The following is a 16,279-nucleotide window of genomic DNA, read 5'->3' as shown; positions in this document are numbered from 1 at the left end:
GCTATTTGACTGCTTATAAAGCAGAAGGTTCACAGGATCCAGTAAAGATCCTGAAGATCGCCGTTATTCAGAATACTCCGAGAAGAGTGGCCAAGCCAGAAACGGCCACTCTTTTACTTGATCCGCTTCGCAAAATCCAGCAATTCACAATGTTGATAAATTAATCAGGAAGGCTCGATGTCGCGAATGTGGCGGTGAACCGAGAACCAGGAGGCAATCAGCCCCAGTAGAGCGCCCAGCAGGATCAGGTTCACCCCGTCCACCAGACCCATGCCAACCAGCTGGAAGTTACTGTTATACAAGCCCGCCAGCTCTTTCACCACCCCCTCGCTCCAGATCACCATCACCTCGGTCAGCCACCAGGCCAGCATGCCGCCGATCACCCCGAACCAGATGCCGGTATAGAGGAAAGGACGGTGAATAAAGGCATCGGTCGCCCCCACCAGTTTCAGCACCTCGATCTCGGAGCGCTGGTTGAGGATGTTGAGGCGCAGGGTATTGCCGACAATCAGCAGCACGGCGGAGAGCAGCAGCACAGCAATACCGGTAATGGTGTGGCGCAGCAAGTTCATGATCCCCTGCAACCGGGTCAACCACTGCAGATCCAGCTTGCCCTGTTCCACACCATCCTCGTTGTTGAGCTTGCCGAGCAGCTCGGCGGCCCCTTCCGGATTCTGCCAGCGCGGATCCGGAATGACGCTCAGCACCGGCGGCAGCGGGTTGCTGTCCAGATAATCGAGCGCATCACCGAAACCGGAGATCTCGCGAAACTCCCGCAGCGCATCGTCGCGACTCATATAGGTCACCGAATCCACCTCGGGGTAGAGCAGGATCCTGTGCTGCAAGTCCAGAATGCTCTGCTCCGGCAGATCCTTGCGCAGATAGAGGGAGATCTGGGAGCTGGTCTGCCAGCTCCCCTCCACCACCTCGGCATTTTTCAGCAACACGTGGAAGCAGGAGGGCAGCGCCAGACTGACGCCGAGCACCGCCAGCGTCATCAGGGAGGCGAGCGGGTTGCGCCACAGCTCACCCAGACTGGCAAACGCCTGCCGCGCGTGGTCAACCCCGTACATCATGAGACGGCGCAGCGGCGGCTGCTTGTGACGAACGATAGCCATCAGAGCTCCTCCCCTGCCGAATACATCCGCCCCGCCTTGAGGGTCAGGGTGCGATAGCGCATGCGGGCGATGAGCCCCAGATCGTGAGTGGCGATCAGCACGGAGACGCCGAAGCGGTTGAACTCCTCGAACAGCCGCATGATATCCATGGAGAGCTGGGGATCCAGGTTACCGGTCGGTTCGTCAGCGAGCAGCAACGGCGGCTTGTTGACGATGGCACGGGCGATGCCGACCCGCTGCTGTTCACCACCGGAGAGCATGCGCGGCTGGTAGCGCTCTTTGCCGAGCAGCCCCACCTTGTCCAGCGCCGCGGCGACCCGCTTGTTGATGTCCGCGTGGCTGTAGCCATCGATCACCAGCGGCAACGCCACGTTGTCGAACACGGTGCGGTCCATCAGCAGCCGGTGATCCTGAAAGATCATCCCGATCTGGCGGCGCACATAGGGGATCTGGCTGCGCTGGATATGGCTGACATCGTCGCCATGAAAGAAAACGCGACCATCGGTCGGTCGCTCCATCACGCTGATCAGTTTGAGGAGGGTACTCTTGCCCGCCCCCGAGTGTCCGGTCAGGAAGGCCATCTCCCCCTTGCGCAGGTGAAAGCTGACCTTCTGCAGCGCCTGATGGCCACCGCTGTATACCTTGCTGACCTTGTCAAAACGAATCATAACGGTTCCCTGACATTGACAAACCCCGACCGAAGTCGGGGCATGGGATGTTTACTCATCGCGACTAAACAGGGCCTCGATAAAGTCGTTGGCGACAAAGGGACGCAGATCGTCGATCCCCTCGCCCACCCCGATATAGCGGATCGGGATCTGGAACTTGTCGGCTACCGCGAAGATGACGCCGCCCTTGGCCGTGCCATCAAGCTTGGTAAGGGTGATACCGGTCAGGCCTACCGCCTCGCTGAACAGCTTTGCCTGGCTCAGGGCGTTCTGGCCGGTGCCGGCATCCAGAGTCAGCATGATCTCGTGGGGCGCCTCTTCGTCCAGCTTCTTCATCACCCGCACCACCTTCTTGAGCTCCTCCATCAGGTTGCTCTTGTTCTGCAGGCGACCGGCAGTATCGGCGATCAGCACGTCGGCCCCGCGGGAGCGGGCAGCCTCGATGGCGTCATAAATAACGGAAGCGGAGTCGGCGCCGGTGTGCTGGGCAATCACCGGAATATTGTTGCGCTGACCCCATACCTGCAGCTGCTCGACCGCAGCGGCTCGGAAGGTGTCGCCGGCGGCCAGCATCACGCTCTTACCCTCGGCCTGGAACTGCTTGGCCAGCTTGCCGATGGTGGTGGTCTTGCCGACGCCGTTCACACCGACCATCAGGATGACGTAAGGCTTTTTGCTGGTGTCGATCACCAGCGGCTGCTCCACCTTGGCCAGCATCTCGCCCATGTCCTGCTTGAGCAGGCCATAGAGCGCCTCGGCATCCTTGAGTTGCTTGCGGTCCGCGTGCTGCACCAGCCCCTCGATGATGCGGGTGGTGGTGTCGACGCCAAGATCGGCGGTCAGCAGCTGGGTCTCCAGCTCTTCGAACAGCTCATCGTCGATCTTCTTGCCACGGAACAGGCCGAAGAAACCGGAACCGATATTCTCCTTGGTGCGCACCAGACTGCGCTTGAGGCGAGCAAAGAAGCCCTCCCGCTGCGGCTTGTCCTGGGTGTCGTCGTCCACCTTGGCGGCCAGCGGCAGAGCTGCCAGGGCGGCGGCCTCAGCCTCCATCGCAGCGACCAGACGCAGATCTTCCGCTCGCTGGGCCTCTTTGGCGATACGGGCTTCTTCCGCAGCCTGAGCTTCAGCGGCAATACGAGCCTCTTCCGCCGCACGGGCTTCAGCGGCGATACGCGCCTCTTCCGCAGCATGAGCTTCAGCGGCAATACGAGCCTCTTCCACAGCACAAGCTTCAGCGGCAATACGAGCCTCTTCCGCAGCGCGGGCTTCAGCAGCAATACGAGCTTCTTCCGCAGCACGAGCTTCGGCAGCAATACGCGCCTCTTCTGCAGCACGGGCGTCGGCGGCAATTCGAGCCTCTTCCGCCGCACGGGCTTCGGCGGCAATACGCGCCTCTTCCGCAGCGCGAGCCTCGGCAGCAATACGCGCCTCTTCCGCCGCACGGGCTTCAGCGGCAATACGCGCCTCTTCCGCCGCACGGGCTTCAGCGGCAATACGAGCCTCTTCTGCGGCTTTAACCTCGGCGGCAACACGGGCAGTTTCGGCAGCTTGCGCCTCTGCGGCGGCACGCTCCTCTTCTGCCATCAGGGATTCGTTGACGATCACCGGCTCCAGCTCGGAGGCGCACTCCTCCACCACCAGCGGACCATGATCATCCAGCTCGGTTGGCGGGCAGCAATCGTCGTGCAAAACGGGATTCTGTGCGCTGGCGGGCACTTCGGGTGCAACGGCCGGCGTACTATCGGAAACAATCACATCGGAAACGGGAGCGGGGGTAGCAGCGACCTCAGGCTCAGCGGTAATCGGGGTGGCTTGGGGTGTCTGTGGTTGGACAGCCTCAGCCTCTTCTTTCTTGCGGCCGAAACCCAGCCAGGAAAACAAACCTTTTGCCATCTAAAAAATACTCACTTCGTTGGCTGACTGCTAAGATAGCCGTCCCTTGGCGGGTCGGCATAAAAATGAACCGCCTTATACTACCACTTTATTTTCTGACGATGAAACGCGATGCCCAGAGTGAAATCCAGCCGTAGCAACCCGAGCAAAAGCCCTGCCCCGCAAGGAAAATCAGGCTTTGTAAGAATCATCAGCGGCCAGTGGCGAGGCCGCAAATTGCCGGTCAAGGATGTGGAAGGGCTCAGACCCACCACGGATCGCGTCAAGGAGACCATCTTCAACTGGCTGGCACCCCACATCCGCGGCACCCGCTGCCTGGATCTGTTTGCCGGCAGCGGCGGCCTTGGTCTGGAGGCGCTGTCCCGCTATGCCGAGCAGGTCACCCTGATCGAGATGGACAGAGGGGCGGCAGAGCAGATCAAAAAGAATCTGGCCACTCTCGGCAGCACGCAGGGTCAGGTATTCCAAACCGATGCAGTGAGCTGGCTGCAAGGCCCGGCGACACCATTTGACTTGGTGTTCCTCGATCCGCCATTTCGTCGGGATCTGCTGCCGCAAGTTTGCGAACTGCTGGAACAGCGCGGCTGGCTGGCCCCCGATGCACTCATCTATCTGGAGCGGGAGAAGGAGATGGCCGATCTGGCGCTACCCGCCAGCTGGCAACTACTCAAGGACAAACAGGCCGGTCAGGTCTGCTATCAACTCTATGTAAGGGAGGTAAACAATGAAGCGGGTATTTAATCTGCTGGCGATGGGGCTGGTGCTGTTCTTCTGGTTTGGCGTGCTGATGAGTCTTATCGCCCCCCTGCCCGGCAAACTGAACGGCTTTTTGCCGGTCTGCGGCGTGATTGTCGCCCTGTTCCACTGGCTACAGGCCAGCATGATCAAGGCTGCCTGCAAACGCTACTTCGAAGTGACCAAGGCCGAGTTTGTCGGCGTGCTGGTCTTCGGCGTATTCGGCATGGTGGATATTCGCCATCGCCTGCAGAAGATTGTCAGTGCTGCCAAGCGACCAAAGAATCAGGAGCAGGCATAAAAGAAAAGGGGACGGCTTTCGCCGTCCCCTATAGTCGTGTCGTCCTGTCCGTAGAACTGCAATGCTCCCTGCAATCCCTGACGTTATCCTAATCCCTTGGAATATCCCCTTTCCAATCCGTTGGCGTGTCCTCAGCCTTCCTGGCTTGGCAATTCATCCCGAACTGCTTCACTGTCTCCGTCCTAGAGGTGTCCATTACCACGTCCTGTGGGGTTCCCTGCGTCTTCCTGACCGATAACCATCCGGGTTATCTCGCTTCATCCTGAAGAATCCTGCCCGCATCCAGCGAGTTCCTGCTCATCCTGAAGAACGATGTCCTGTTCGTCCTGCTCTCGTCCTGAGAGTATCCCTGCCGCATCCCGCGGTGTTCCCTCGTTCATCCGTGACGACAGTCATCCAGACCATCGAACTCATCCTGAGGTGTCCCTGTTCACATCCTGCGAACTATTCCATCTTTATGCGCTGCTCTGCGTCCTGCAGAACCAGCTCCGTCCTTGTGAGACCCATAGTAAAGCGTTGCCGGATCAGAACAAGGGGGATTTCTGGAGAAAGATCCTGCCAACCGTTTATCAGACAAAGTGGACTGCAAACATAATCAATTAAAATCAATACCTTATTTAGTTTCAATGGAAAGTGGACTCCACCCTGACTAGCTTCGCGCACGGGTTAAAGCGCCAGCCTCCTACAGCAGCTATGGCAGATCTCTTACACGGCAATCCTGCACCGGAATGGCCAGGGAAAACGGTTCAATTTCGCCGTAAAAGCTTAAAAATAAGTTGAATAAATATGCTCAAAAAAACCGCAAAAAAAGCCGGCACTGGGCCGGCTATTTGCGATTTTCACTATGGTGCCAAACGTACCGTTCAGCTCACCCGATTGCCCGGATTGAGATAGGCTCTGCGCAGCGACTCGGGTGCCAGCACCTCCAGCTCGCCACCGATATTGTTCAACCAGCTGCGAAACTCCGGGGTGTCCTGCACTTCGGTCTCCACCACCACGCTGCGCTTGTCGTAGCGGGTCATCCGCGGGTTGTTGCCCGGGATCTGGTTATCCACCAGCGACTGGCTGTTGGCATCGATCCGGCCGACAAAGCGGATTGGGCCGCTCACATCCTGATAGCCCTGATCGCGGATCAGCTTCTGGATATTGAAATCCTTCGGCTGGGTGGCGCTGAAGTTGGTCAGCTCCACGTTCTTGATATGGTCGAACGGAATGCCGTAAACCTTGGGATCCAGCTCGGACAGGGTACAGAGCAGGATCGGACCATCAGGCTGATTGAGAATGCCGAGCGGATTGATGCGGTCGTAGCAGAGCCACACGGTGCGCTCTTTGATCACCCGCTGGATCTCGGCGCTGAACTTGCGGCCACGCCACAAGGCATCGCGGATCAGGGTGCTGCGGCGGATCTCCGGGTTGCCGGCAAACGGGCGCGGCGACTGGTGCACGCTCTCCAGCCAGCGTTCGGCCAGTTCACTCTGGCTGTCGCGGATAACCTGACTGGCCTTGTCGACCAGCGGGTTCAATTCGGTCAGCACACTCGCGGGCAACAGCTGGCTGGCCTGGTCGCTCCAGGTTTTCAGCGCAACGGCCAGCGAGAGCGGCATGATGTTGGCAAAGTCATTGAGGCCGTGGCGCTCGAAGCACCAGCCATGGGGTTTGCTGCGCTCGTCCGAGGTGAGGTCGAACAGTCCCATGCCGGACATCTCTTCCAGGTCCCGTTGCACGGTACGCAGACTGACGTGGATACCTTCCTCTTCCAGTTTTACCTGAAGTTGGCTGGCGGTCAGCTTGTAAGGGCGGTGCGGGATGCAACGCGCCAAGGTCAGTTGTCGTAACAGCTTCTTACTCATGGTGCATGCCTTCACTGGTTTAGCGTTGACTGTATGCTAAGGGCATCTTGCGACAGTCTATGTCGCAAGTTTTGCCGCGACAACTGTCGCCATTTTCATACAAAACGCACTATGTTATTGATTTATAAATCAAAACAATCAGTAATGAAGGCTAAAAACTGAAAAGATTTGCAGAAAAAACATCAAATTAAAGCTCTGCATCAAATCAATGAGGCAGCATAAAAAACCATTCAATCAATGATTAACAGCCAATCATATAAAAAGAGGAGGAGAAAGCTCTCCTCCTCACCGGATTTACATCAGCCATGACCAGGGCGACTTGGTGACAGCGGCGCCAACCATATAGCCAAACACTGCCAGTGCAGCCAAGCCGGCCAACAGCTTCTGGCCACGGGCCGGACGCTTGAGCGCCATGACACCCAGACCGATATAGAGCACCAGAGCAATCAGCTTGGCCAACAGCCAGGGTTGCAGACCCGGGCTCAGCTGCAAGGCCACCGCCAGCAGAACACCGAGCAGCAGCAGGAAGGTGTCGTTGATATGAGGCAGGATCTTCAGCCACTTCTGCTGCAACCGCGCACTACCGGACAGTGCCAGACTCCAGCGGTAGGCAAACAGCAACAGGCTGACCAGCGCCAGCGTCATGTGCAGGTGTTTGAGCATGGGATAATAGGCAATCATTTTGCTTCCTTGTCGTCGTCGGGTAGCCCGCTGTTCCAGTTGTGGGCATGAATACGTTCCTGCCCCTCCTCATCGTCTTGCAGCAGATCGGAGAGGATCTCCCGGTATTGCAGGCTCTTGTTGATATAGGTGTGTTCGTCGTCGAGATAGTTGACCTGCTCGCGCAGCAACCAGTTGTCGTGTTGTTTGAAGGTCTGGCCCGCCCGCCAGGCCTGATTGGCGCGAAAACCGAGTTGAGTCAGGGCCTCCACCCCCAGATCCACGGCGGAGCCCAGCGTCTCCCGATATACGCTGTCGACACCGTGGCGCAGGATCTCGTGGGCATGGGGACGATCCTGCGCCCGCGCCAGGATCTTCAGATGGGGAAAGTGCTTCTGCACCATCTCGATCACCGCCAGCGAAGTAGCGCTGTCGTTGATGGAGAGCACCAGCAACTTGGCCTTGTGAGCGCCGGCGGCATGGAGCAGATCAAGGCGACTGGCATCGCCATAGAAGACCTGATAGCCATACTTGCGCAGCGTCTCTATCTGGCTGGCGTCCTGCTCGAGGATGGTGGTGCCGATGCCGTGCCCGTGCAGCAGACGTCCCACGATCTGACCGAAACGGCCGAAGCCCGCGATGATCACCGGATGCTCCACCAATTCGGGTTGCTCATGCTGCGGCACCTCGCTCTGGTTACGGTAATCGAACCAGGGTTGGATCACCCGATCGTTGAGGATCAGCAGCAGCGGGGTCAGCGCCATGGAGAGCGCAACCACCAGCGTCAGCAGGGAGATGGTCTCGCCGGGCAGCACCCGGTTTTGCGCGGCAAACGAAAAGAGCACGAACGCAAACTCACCGCCCTGGGCGAGCGCCAGCCCGAAGGTCCAGCGTTGGCTCGGCGAGATGCGCAAGACGAAGCCAAGCGCCATCAACACCAGCCACTTGAGCACCATCAGCCCCACCACCAGCGTCGGGATGAGGAAAGGGTGTTCGGCAAACAGGCCAAAGTTGATGCCAGCCCCCACCGACATGAAGAAGAGGCCGAGCAGCAGCCCCTTGAACGGCTCTATGTCCGCCTCCAGCTCATGGCGATATTCGCTGTCGGCCAATACCACGCCCGCGAGGAAAGAGCCGAGAGCGGGCGAGAGGCCGACCGACTCCATCAGCACGGCGATGGCGATCACCAGCAGCAGGGCGGCGGCGACGAAGATCTCCCGCATGTGGGACTGGGCAATGGCCCGGAACACCGGCCGCATCAGGTAATGGCCACCCAGCACGATGCCGGAGATGGCAGCTACCACCAGCAGGCCGTGCTGCCAGCCCGCCAGCTCGGAGCTGCCATTGTTGCTCACCGGTGCCATGGCCAGCAGCGGCAGGATCGCCAGGATCGGAATGACGGCAATGTCCTGAAACAGCAGCACGGCAAAGGCGGAGCGACCGCTCTCGCTCTGCATCAACTTGCGCTCCTGCAGGCTCTGCAACACGATGGCGGTGGAGGAGAGCGCCAGAATGAGGCCGATGGCCAGCCCCTGTTGCAGCGGCAAAGCGATCAGGTGCGCCACGCCGGTCAGCGCTGCCGTGGTAAGCAGCACCTGCAGGCCGCCGGTGCCGAGGATCGGCCCCTTCAGCTGCCACAAGAGGGCCGGGCGCAACTCAAGACCAACCAGAAACAGCATCAGCACCACGCCAAACTCGGCGAAGTGCATCACATCCTTCTGCTCCCCCACCAGCCCCAGCAGGAAGGGGCCAATGATGATCCCCGCCAGCAGATAGCCGAGCACCGAACCGAGCCCCCAGCGCTTGGCCAGCGGCACCGCAATAACCGCTGCCGAGAGATAGATAAAGGCATCAAACAGGATCCCGTGGCCCATCAGTCAGCCCTCCGTTTCAACGTCTGATCCGGCTCATAAGCTCGGCCAAAATGCAGCCCGTGTTTCATCAGAGCACCTCCAGCAGATCGCGCAGATAGGGGCGGCTGGCCAGCTGCTCCGGCGTGAGTTGCTCGTCACGCAACGCCGTCAGCAGCTGGCAATAATCCTGACCGCAGCGGCGCAGGGCGGCGGGATCCTTGATCTTGTGGAACGAGTGGAGCACAAAGGGCGGCAACCAGTTCATGCCGCACAATCTGGCCGCCTGCTGAAAGGGCAGCAGAAAATCGAGCAGCGGCCGGCTGTTGTACCCCTCGCTACAGTAGGACTCCGGCGCACCGCCGGTGGTAATGGCGCTCAGCCACTGCTTGCCCTTGAGGGCATGAGCTTCGGGGCCGTAGGCGTAGCCATACTCCAGCACCAGATCCATCCACTCCTTCATGATGGCCGGGCAGGAGTACCAGTAAAACGGGTGCTGAAAGACGATGATGTCGTGCTCGGATAGCAGCGCTTGCTCCCGCTTCACATCGATGAACATGTCGGGATAGTGGTGGTAGAGATCATGAACCGTGACCCCCTCCAACCCCTCAATCGCCTGCAACAGCTGCTTGTTGGCCCGCGAGCCCTGCAAGGCAGGATGGGAAAAAATAACCAGAATGCGTTTCATGACAACATCACCCGAACAAGCGCCAGAGCTGGCGCGATAAAAGAGAAAAGGGGTGTGACAGACGCATCGTAAAGATGCACAGGAAAGCGACCTTATCAGGAAGCACCGTGGCCTGCCAACTCGGGGATCAGCTCCCGCAGCGCCGGATTGAGGGTCTGATGAGCGGGGTAACAAAGCCCGATCCGGCGAAACATCCGCGGCCCGCTCACCGGCAGGGTACAGAGCCCCGCCTCATCCTCCACCAGCCCGTCCGGCAGAAAGCTGATGCCAACCCCGGCCAGCACCAGCGCCATCACCAACCCCTTGCTCTCGGCCTTGGCCACCAGATTGAGGGTGAGCCGGTCACAGGCCAGCAAACCTATGGTCTGTTGATGAGCTTCACAGGGTGGGCACTCAATAAAATCATAATGTTGCAGCTCGGCCAGCTCGATTTTCTCACGGCTGGCCAGGGGATGGCCGACCGGCACGCAGAGCACGTAATCCTCTTCCCAGAGCGGCAGAAAGATCTCGTCCTCCCGGCGCAGGGCGTCCAGCGTCAGCCGACAGTCGGCTGGCGTGCCGTAATCGGAGAGGGTGAGATCCAGCTCGGGCAGTACCGTCTGTACCCGTTGCAGCAATCCCGCCACCCGACGCCGGCTCAGGTCGGGCATGATGGCGATATTGAGCCTCGCACGCGTCGCTTTCTGGCGAAACAGCTCCGGCAGACGACGCGCCTCCTCCACCAGCTTGACCGCATGGGGATAGAGATAGTGGGCAGGATCGCGCGCCTCCACCCCCTTCTTGCCACGGATGAAGAGGCTGTCACCGAGCGCCTCTTCCAACTGGCGCAGCCCAGCCGAGAGAGAAGGCTGGCTGACGTGGCAGCGTTCGGCCGCCGCCGTGATGTTCTTCTCTTCATAGATGGCGATGAAGAAACGCAGCAGTCGCAAATCCAGCATAAGTCCAACCATAGTTTTTTCAGATGATAACCAGCGGAAAACAATATTTATCACTTATAGATGCAGTGACTATAGTGACCCTGTTCCGCGCTGGCCAGCAGCTTGTTGGCTCAAACCGACTATCGAATCTGAAGGAAAAAATCATGTCCAAAGCTCTCGTCGTTATCACCGGTGCCTCTGCCGGGATCGGTGCCGCCATCGCCCGTGCCTTCTCTGCTGCCGGTCATCCGCTGCTGCTGCTGGCCCGTCGGGTCGAGCCGATGCAGGCACTCGGTCTGCCCAATACCCTCTGCATCGGGGTCGATGTGACCGACACCGCAGCCATGAAAGCCGCCGTCCAGCAGGCGGAAGCCAAATTTGGCCCGGTCGGCTGCATGGTCAACAACGCCGGCGTCATGCTGCTGGGTCAGGCTGACGTGCAGGATCCGGCCGAGTGGCAGCAGATGCTCAACATCAACGTCATGGGGGTGCTGAACGGCGTCCACTCAGTGCTGGCCGGGATGAAAGAGCGCCGCAGCGGCACCATCATCAACATCAGCTCCATCGCCGGTCGCAAGACCTTCCCGAACCATGCCGCCTACTGCGCCACCAAGTTCGCCGTCCACGCCCTGACCGAGAACATCCGCGAAGAGGTTGCCGATGTCGGCGTGCGGATGGTGACCATAGCTCCGGGTGCGGTAGAGACCGAGCTGCTCAGCCACACCACTGACGAAAGCATCAAGGCCGGTTACCACGACTGGAAAGATCAGATGGGCGGCGTCATCGCGCCGGAAGTGATCGCCGAGGCGGTGCTCTATGCCTGGAACCAGCCGGCCAACGTCTGCGTGCGCGAGATCGTGCTGGCGGCCACCCGTCAGCAACCTTAATCTGCGCTGACGGGCACGATGGGGAGGGCTTGACCCTCCCCGGGGGCACAGGGTTACCATGTGCCCCTTGTTATTTCCGAGTTATTCCATGGTTCTCACCCGTCGCCAACTCGCTCACGCCCGTCGCTGGCTCCCCCTGTGGAGTCTGGTGCTGGTGTTGATGTCGTTTGGCAGCCGGGCCGCAACCGACCTCTGTACCCTGACCACCCACTGCAGCCAGAGCGAACGCTCGCTGGAAAAAGCGATGCCCTGCGGCAGCTTCACCACGGTGCTCTCGATGACGCTGCTGGCCAGCGACAGCCTGACGGTGGCGGTGCTGGAACCGGATAGTCCCGACTTCTCTTCTCCCTCTCTCTATATGCCGGAAGCGCCGCTGGAGCGGCTCGAACGCCCCCCTCGCACTCAGGCCTGAAAGTCATCCCGTATCGGGCATCTTTTCTTTCATCTGAGGTGAGTTATGTACAAACCCCTGTTACTGGCCATGCTGGCCGGTACCGTCAGCTTTTCAGCCCTCGCGGCCGAGAAGATGACCGTCTACAAATCCAAATATTGTGGCTGCTGCCAAAGCTGGAACGAACACATGGAGCAGAATGGCTTCGAACTGGAAGTCATCGAGACCGAGCAGCTCGGCGCAGTGAAACAGCAATACGGTATCGCGCCGGAACTGGCCTCTTGCCATACCGGCATCGTAAATGGCTATGTGATCGAGGGGCATGTACCGGCCGCCGACGTGAAGAAACTCCTCAAGGAGCGGCCTGCCATCCGCGGTCTGACCATTCCGGGCATGCCCCAGAGTGCGCCGGGCATGGATATTCCCGGCCAGCCCTATGAGGTATTGAGCATCAGCAACGAGGGCACGACCAGCAGCTGGTCGCGCTACCCGGGCTGACGACAACTGGCCATGAACCGGCACTCCACTATCATGTGAGGCACACCTGAGCGGACTCTTGCCGCTCATGGCCAGAGAAGGGGCCGCTATCGCGAGATGGCGGCCTTTTTTGTTTGCTTTTCCTTCAATAACAAGGGATTGCTTGCAACAATCGGCAACAAGGGGCAGATTTAACGCCAATTCATGGAGCCGATGCTCAGGTCTGCCAACCCTTTCCAGCGCCAAGGATGCGACATGTTTACCTTTTCCCGAGGAGTTCTGCTGCTAGCCTTTCTGACAGTTCTCCCCCCTACTTATGCCAATGAAGAGCCTGCCATGACGACACCTGACACCTCAATCCAGCCGCCCGTGGCCGCCAAACATCCCCGCACACTGAAAAAGCATGGGGACACCCGGATCGACAACTACTACTGGCTGCGTGACGACCAGCGTCAGGCGCCGGAAGTGCTGCAATACCTCGAGGCCGAGAACGCCTATACCGAAGCCATGCTCAAGCCGACCAAGCCGCTGCGCGAGCAACTCTACAAGGAGATGGTGGCCCGCATCCCCCAGCAGGATGAGTCGGTTCCCTATGTGAAGAATGGCTACCGCTACCAGACCCGCTATGAACCGGGCAAGGAGTACGCAATCTACTCCCGCACCAGGCTGGGAGAGGAGCAGGCAAACCTGCTGCTCGACAGCAACCAGCGGGCAGAAGGGCACGAGTTCTATGCCCTCGGCGCCCTTGAGGTGAGTCGCAACAACCGCTGGCTGGCGGTGGCGGAGGATTATCTCTCCCGCCGCCAATACAAGATCCAGTTCCTCGATCTGGAGAGCGGCAAGTGGGCCGCCGACACGCTGGAGAACACCTCCGGCAATCTGGTGTGGGCCAACGACAACAAGACCGTCTTCTATGTGCGCAAGCACCCGCAGACCCTGCTCCCCTATCAGGTCTACCGCCACACGCTCGGTACGGATCCGGCCACGGACAAGCTGGTCTACGAGGAGAAGGATGACTCCTTCTACGTCAGCCTCTACGCCACCACCTCGGAAGATTTCATCGTCATCGCCCTCTCCAGCACTACCACCGGCGAAGCGCGGCTGATCGATGCCAACCTGCCGGAACACGCACCGCGCCTGTTCCTGCCGCGCAAGGTAGATCACGAATACAGCCTGGATCACTACCGCGGCCGCTTCTATGTGCGCTCCAACAAGGATGGCAAGAACTTCGGCCTCTACGAAACCAAGGAGAGCCCGGTCGATCGCTGGAAGCCGGTGATTGCCCCGAGCCCCGAGGTGCTGCTGGAGAGCTATGCCCTGTTCAAGGATTGGCTGGTGCTGGAAGAGCGCAGCAAGGGGCTGACCCGCTTGCGTCAGGTCAACTGGCAGAGCGGTGAGCAGAAGGAGATCGCCTTCGACGACCCTGCCTACGTCACCTGGCTCGCCTACAACCCGGAGCCGGATACCAGCGCCCTGCGTTATGGCTACTCCTCCATGACCACCCCCTCCTCTACCTATGAGCTGGACATGGCAACCGGCCAGCGCACCCTGCTCAAGCAACAGCCGGTGGCAGGCTTCAAGGCTGATCAATATGCCAGCGAACGGCTCTGGGTCACCGCCCGCGACGGCGTATCGGTGCCGGTATCGCTGGTCTATCGCAAGGACAAGTTCAAGAAAGGTCTCGCCGATTCGGCCAAGAATCCGCTGCTGGTCTATGGCTACGGCTCCTACGGCGCCAGCATGGATCCCGACTTCAGCAGTTCACGCCTGAGCCTGTTGGATCGCGGCTTCGTCTACGCCATCGCCCATATCCGCGGTGGCGAGGAGCTGGGTCGCCCCTGGTACGAAGATGGCAAACTGCTGAAAAAACAGAACACCTTCAATGACTTCATCGATGTTACCAAGGCACTGGTCGAGCAAGGCTACGGTGCCAGGGATCAGGTCTACGCCATGGGCGGCAGCGCCGGCGGTCTGTTGATGGGTGCCGTCATCAATCAGGCGCCCGAACTCTATCGCGGCGTGGTGGCGCAGGTGCCCTTCGTCGATGTGGTCACCACCATGCTGGACGAGTCGATCCCCCTCACCACCGGGGAGTATGACGAGTGGGGCAACCCGAACCAGAAGCGCTACTACGACTACATGAAGAGCTACAGCCCCTACGATCAGGTCAAGGCGCAAGCCTACCCCAACCTGCTGGTCACCACCGGGCTGCACGACTCCCAGGTGCAATATTGGGAGCCCGCCAAGTGGGTCGCCAAGCTGCGCGAGCTGAAGACGGATGATAACAAGTTGTTACTGAATACCGACATGGATGCCGGCCACGGTGGCAAGTCGGGCCGCTTCAAAGCCTACGAAGATATCGCGCTGGAGTACGCCTTTATCCTGGATCTGGCTGCCCCGGCAAACTGATCTCATATGACGCTAGCCCTTGCCACGCAAGGGCTACAAAAGAAACCTTCCGCAACTCCCCACCCGACTCCCGCACAATTAATCCCCGATCAACAAATTAATGATCGGCATCAAACTTTTCGATATTAAACGCTGCTTTTTTGCCCTTTTGTTTGATTGTTGTTGGCGAGATGTGCTTAATCGAAGCCGTTACAACTTTTTCTTTGGCCCCTCAGGGGCCAAATTATCTTCTGCCGGCAGGACGCCGGTTATCTCACCGCAGGATGATGGTGGCTTTTTTGGGAGGGGGTAACAGCCCGACCTTTTCCTCGTACGAGGCCCTATCGGTCAGCCCGGCTCCCGCCGCAGGCTCGCCATAAATTCACTCGTGGAACGGGTGAGATAACTCAATGAAAAGGATGGAAAACATGAAAGGATTATCCCTGGCATGCGCCCTGTCGGCTGCTCTGGTCGGCGTATCGTTTGGTGGCCCGGTACAGGCGCAGGAGCGCTTCGTGACCATAGGCACCGGCGGCCAGACCGGCGTCTACTATGTCGCGGGCCAGTCGATCTGCCGCTTCCTCAATCGCGGCGCGTCCGATCACCAGATCAAGTGCAATGCCCCGGCCAGCGGCGGCGGTGTGGCCAACGTCAACGGCATTCGCAGCGGCGAATTCAACTTCGGCATCATGCAATCCGATCACCAGTTCAAGGCGATGAAAGGGCTGCCCCCCTTCCAGGCGGAAGGAGCCATGGATGACATGCGCGCCGTCTTCTCCCTGCAGAGCGAGGTGTTCACCATCCTGGCTCGCAAGGATGCCAAGGTCGCCGGCTTCGATGATCTCAAGGGCAAGCGGGTCAATATCGGCAACCCGGGCTCAGGCCAGCGCGACACCATGGAAGAGATCATGGCGGTCAAGGGCTGGCAGAAGGGCGACTTCGGTCTGGTTTCCGAACTCAAGCCGGCCGAACAGGCCTCCGCCCTCGGTGACAACAACATCGACGCCATGAGCTACTTCGTCGGCCACCCCAATGGCGCCATTCAGGAAGCCTCCACCACCACTGACGCAGTGCTGGTGCCGGTCACCGGCGCCGAGATCGACAAGCTGCTGGCCGAGAAGAGCTACTACACCAAGGCTGAAATTCCGGGTGGCATCTACAAGGGCAGTGACCAGCCGACCCCCTCCATTGGTGGCAAGGCGGTACTCTCCACCAGCGCCAAGACCGACCCCGAAGTGGTTTACCAGCTGGTGAAGTCGGTGTTCGACAATCTGGATCGCTTCAAGCGCCTGCACCCGGCCTTCGCCGACCTCCAAGAGGCCGACATGATCAAGGTGGGGCTCTCAGCACCGCTCCATGAAGGGGCTGCCCGCTACTACAAAGAGCGCGGCTGGATCTAAGCGCGGACCCCGGGCCGCTGTCACTCTCACCGACCCCCGTCTGCCGCACCCCT

The 16,279-nt window shown here is 59.6% G+C and carries 15 protein-coding genes; 7 read left to right on the top strand and 8 right to left on the bottom strand.

Annotated elements, in window-relative coordinates:
• Nucleotides 1-164: 164 nt before the first annotated feature.
• From ftsX to ftsY, 3 genes are read right to left on the bottom strand one after another with little or no spacing between them, the layout of a single operon-like run.
• Entirely contained in the window at nucleotides 165-1,118 is a 954-nt protein-coding gene (gene ftsX / locus AACR93_RS12545) for a permease-like cell division protein FtsX (RefSeq protein ID WP_043851000.1), read from the bottom strand.
• On the bottom strand, nucleotides 1,118-1,786 hold the full coding sequence (ftsE, locus tag AACR93_RS12540; RefSeq protein ID WP_033112579.1) for a cell division ATP-binding protein FtsE: 669 nt from the start codon (nucleotides 1,784-1,786) through the stop codon (nucleotides 1,118-1,120). Before ftsE ends, ftsX begins: the two co-directional genes overlap by 1 nt.
• A 51-nt stretch (nucleotides 1,787-1,837) precedes the next feature.
• Nucleotides 1,838-3,682, bottom strand: coding sequence for a signal recognition particle-docking protein FtsY (gene ftsY, locus AACR93_RS12535; protein ID WP_082044108.1), 1,845 nt, complete (start codon nucleotides 3,680-3,682; stop codon nucleotides 1,838-1,840).
• Nucleotides 3,683-3,793: 111 nt separating this feature from the next.
• On the opposite strand from ftsY, the gene rsmD reads away from it, so the two are divergent.
• Both rsmD and AACR93_RS12525 read left to right on the top strand, forming a co-directional pair.
• On the top strand, nucleotides 3,794-4,423 hold the full coding sequence (rsmD, locus tag AACR93_RS12530) for a 16S rRNA (guanine(966)-N(2))-methyltransferase RsmD (protein ID WP_041209602.1): 630 nt from the start codon (nucleotides 3,794-3,796) through the stop codon (nucleotides 4,421-4,423).
• Nucleotides 4,407-4,718 carry a DUF1145 domain-containing protein gene (locus tag AACR93_RS12525; protein ID WP_043850999.1) on the top strand — a complete coding sequence of 104 codons (312 nt, stop codon included), beginning with the start codon at nucleotides 4,407-4,409 and terminating at the stop codon, nucleotides 4,716-4,718. The genes rsmD and AACR93_RS12525 overlap by 17 nt, the downstream gene beginning before the upstream one ends.
• A gap of 863 nt (nucleotides 4,719-5,581) precedes the next feature.
• On the opposite strand, the gene AACR93_RS12520 is transcribed toward AACR93_RS12525, so the two are convergent.
• From AACR93_RS12520 to AACR93_RS12500, 5 genes are all read right to left on the bottom strand, one after another.
• Nucleotides 5,582-6,568, bottom strand: coding sequence for a helix-turn-helix transcriptional regulator (locus tag AACR93_RS12520; RefSeq protein ID WP_033112583.1), 987 nt, complete (start codon nucleotides 6,566-6,568; stop codon nucleotides 5,582-5,584).
• Between the two features lie 294 nt (nucleotides 6,569-6,862).
• Nucleotides 6,863-7,249 carry a SirB2 family protein gene (locus tag AACR93_RS12515; RefSeq protein ID WP_043850998.1) on the bottom strand — a complete coding sequence of 129 codons (387 nt, stop codon included), beginning with the start codon at nucleotides 7,247-7,249 and terminating at the stop codon, nucleotides 6,863-6,865.
• Entirely contained in the window at nucleotides 7,246-9,102 is a 1,857-nt protein-coding gene (locus AACR93_RS12510) for a monovalent cation:proton antiporter-2 (CPA2) family protein (RefSeq protein WP_043850997.1), read from the bottom strand. Before AACR93_RS12510 ends, AACR93_RS12515 begins: the two co-directional genes overlap by 4 nt.
• Before the next feature lie 67 nt (nucleotides 9,103-9,169).
• Nucleotides 9,170-9,766: a glutathione-regulated potassium-efflux system oxidoreductase KefF gene (gene kefF / locus AACR93_RS12505; protein ID WP_041209600.1), complete on the bottom strand. Its 597-nt coding sequence runs from the start codon at nucleotides 9,764-9,766 to the stop codon at nucleotides 9,170-9,172.
• Nucleotides 9,767-9,861: 95 nt separating this feature from the next.
• Nucleotides 9,862-10,704, bottom strand: coding sequence for a LysR family transcriptional regulator (locus tag AACR93_RS12500; RefSeq protein WP_043850996.1), 843 nt, complete (start codon nucleotides 10,702-10,704; stop codon nucleotides 9,862-9,864).
• Nucleotides 10,705-10,847: 143 nt separating this feature from the next.
• Here AACR93_RS12500 and AACR93_RS12495 point away from each other — a divergent pair, with 143 nt between their 5' ends.
• The 5 genes from AACR93_RS12495 (at nucleotide 10,848) to AACR93_RS12475 (ending at nucleotide 16,226) form a co-directional block, all read left to right on the top strand.
• A complete protein-coding gene (locus AACR93_RS12495) occupies nucleotides 10,848-11,570 on the top strand; it encodes an SDR family oxidoreductase (RefSeq protein ID WP_043850995.1) in 723 nt (240 codons plus the stop codon).
• A gap of 88 nt (nucleotides 11,571-11,658) precedes the next feature.
• Nucleotides 11,659-11,982 (top strand): hypothetical protein, encoded by a 324-nt coding sequence (locus AACR93_RS12490; RefSeq protein ID WP_043850994.1) that lies wholly within the window; start codon nucleotides 11,659-11,661, stop codon nucleotides 11,980-11,982.
• A gap of 45 nt (nucleotides 11,983-12,027) precedes the next feature.
• The gene (locus tag AACR93_RS12485) at nucleotides 12,028-12,459 is read left to right on the top strand and encodes a DUF411 domain-containing protein (protein WP_042032277.1); all 432 of its coding nucleotides are present in this window, start codon (nucleotides 12,028-12,030) and stop codon (nucleotides 12,457-12,459) included.
• Nucleotides 12,460-12,693: 234 nt separating this feature from the next.
• Nucleotides 12,694-14,847, top strand: a complete 2,154-nt coding sequence (locus AACR93_RS12480) for a S9 family peptidase (protein ID WP_043850993.1) — start codon at nucleotides 12,694-12,696, stop codon at nucleotides 14,845-14,847.
• Between the two features lie 407 nt (nucleotides 14,848-15,254).
• Complete coding sequence (locus AACR93_RS12475) at nucleotides 15,255-16,226, top strand: TAXI family TRAP transporter solute-binding subunit (protein WP_041209596.1); 972 nt, start codon at nucleotides 15,255-15,257, stop codon at nucleotides 16,224-16,226.
• Nucleotides 16,227-16,279 lie beyond the last annotated feature (53 nt).

This window comes from Aeromonas sp. L_1B5_3 (assembly GCF_963866575.1).
GTDB classification, from domain to species: Bacteria; Pseudomonadota; Gammaproteobacteria; order Enterobacterales; family Aeromonadaceae; genus Aeromonas; species Aeromonas jandaei.
Note: the sequence above shows the minus strand (reverse complement) of the source record. Positions and strands in the feature narration are given on the sequence as shown.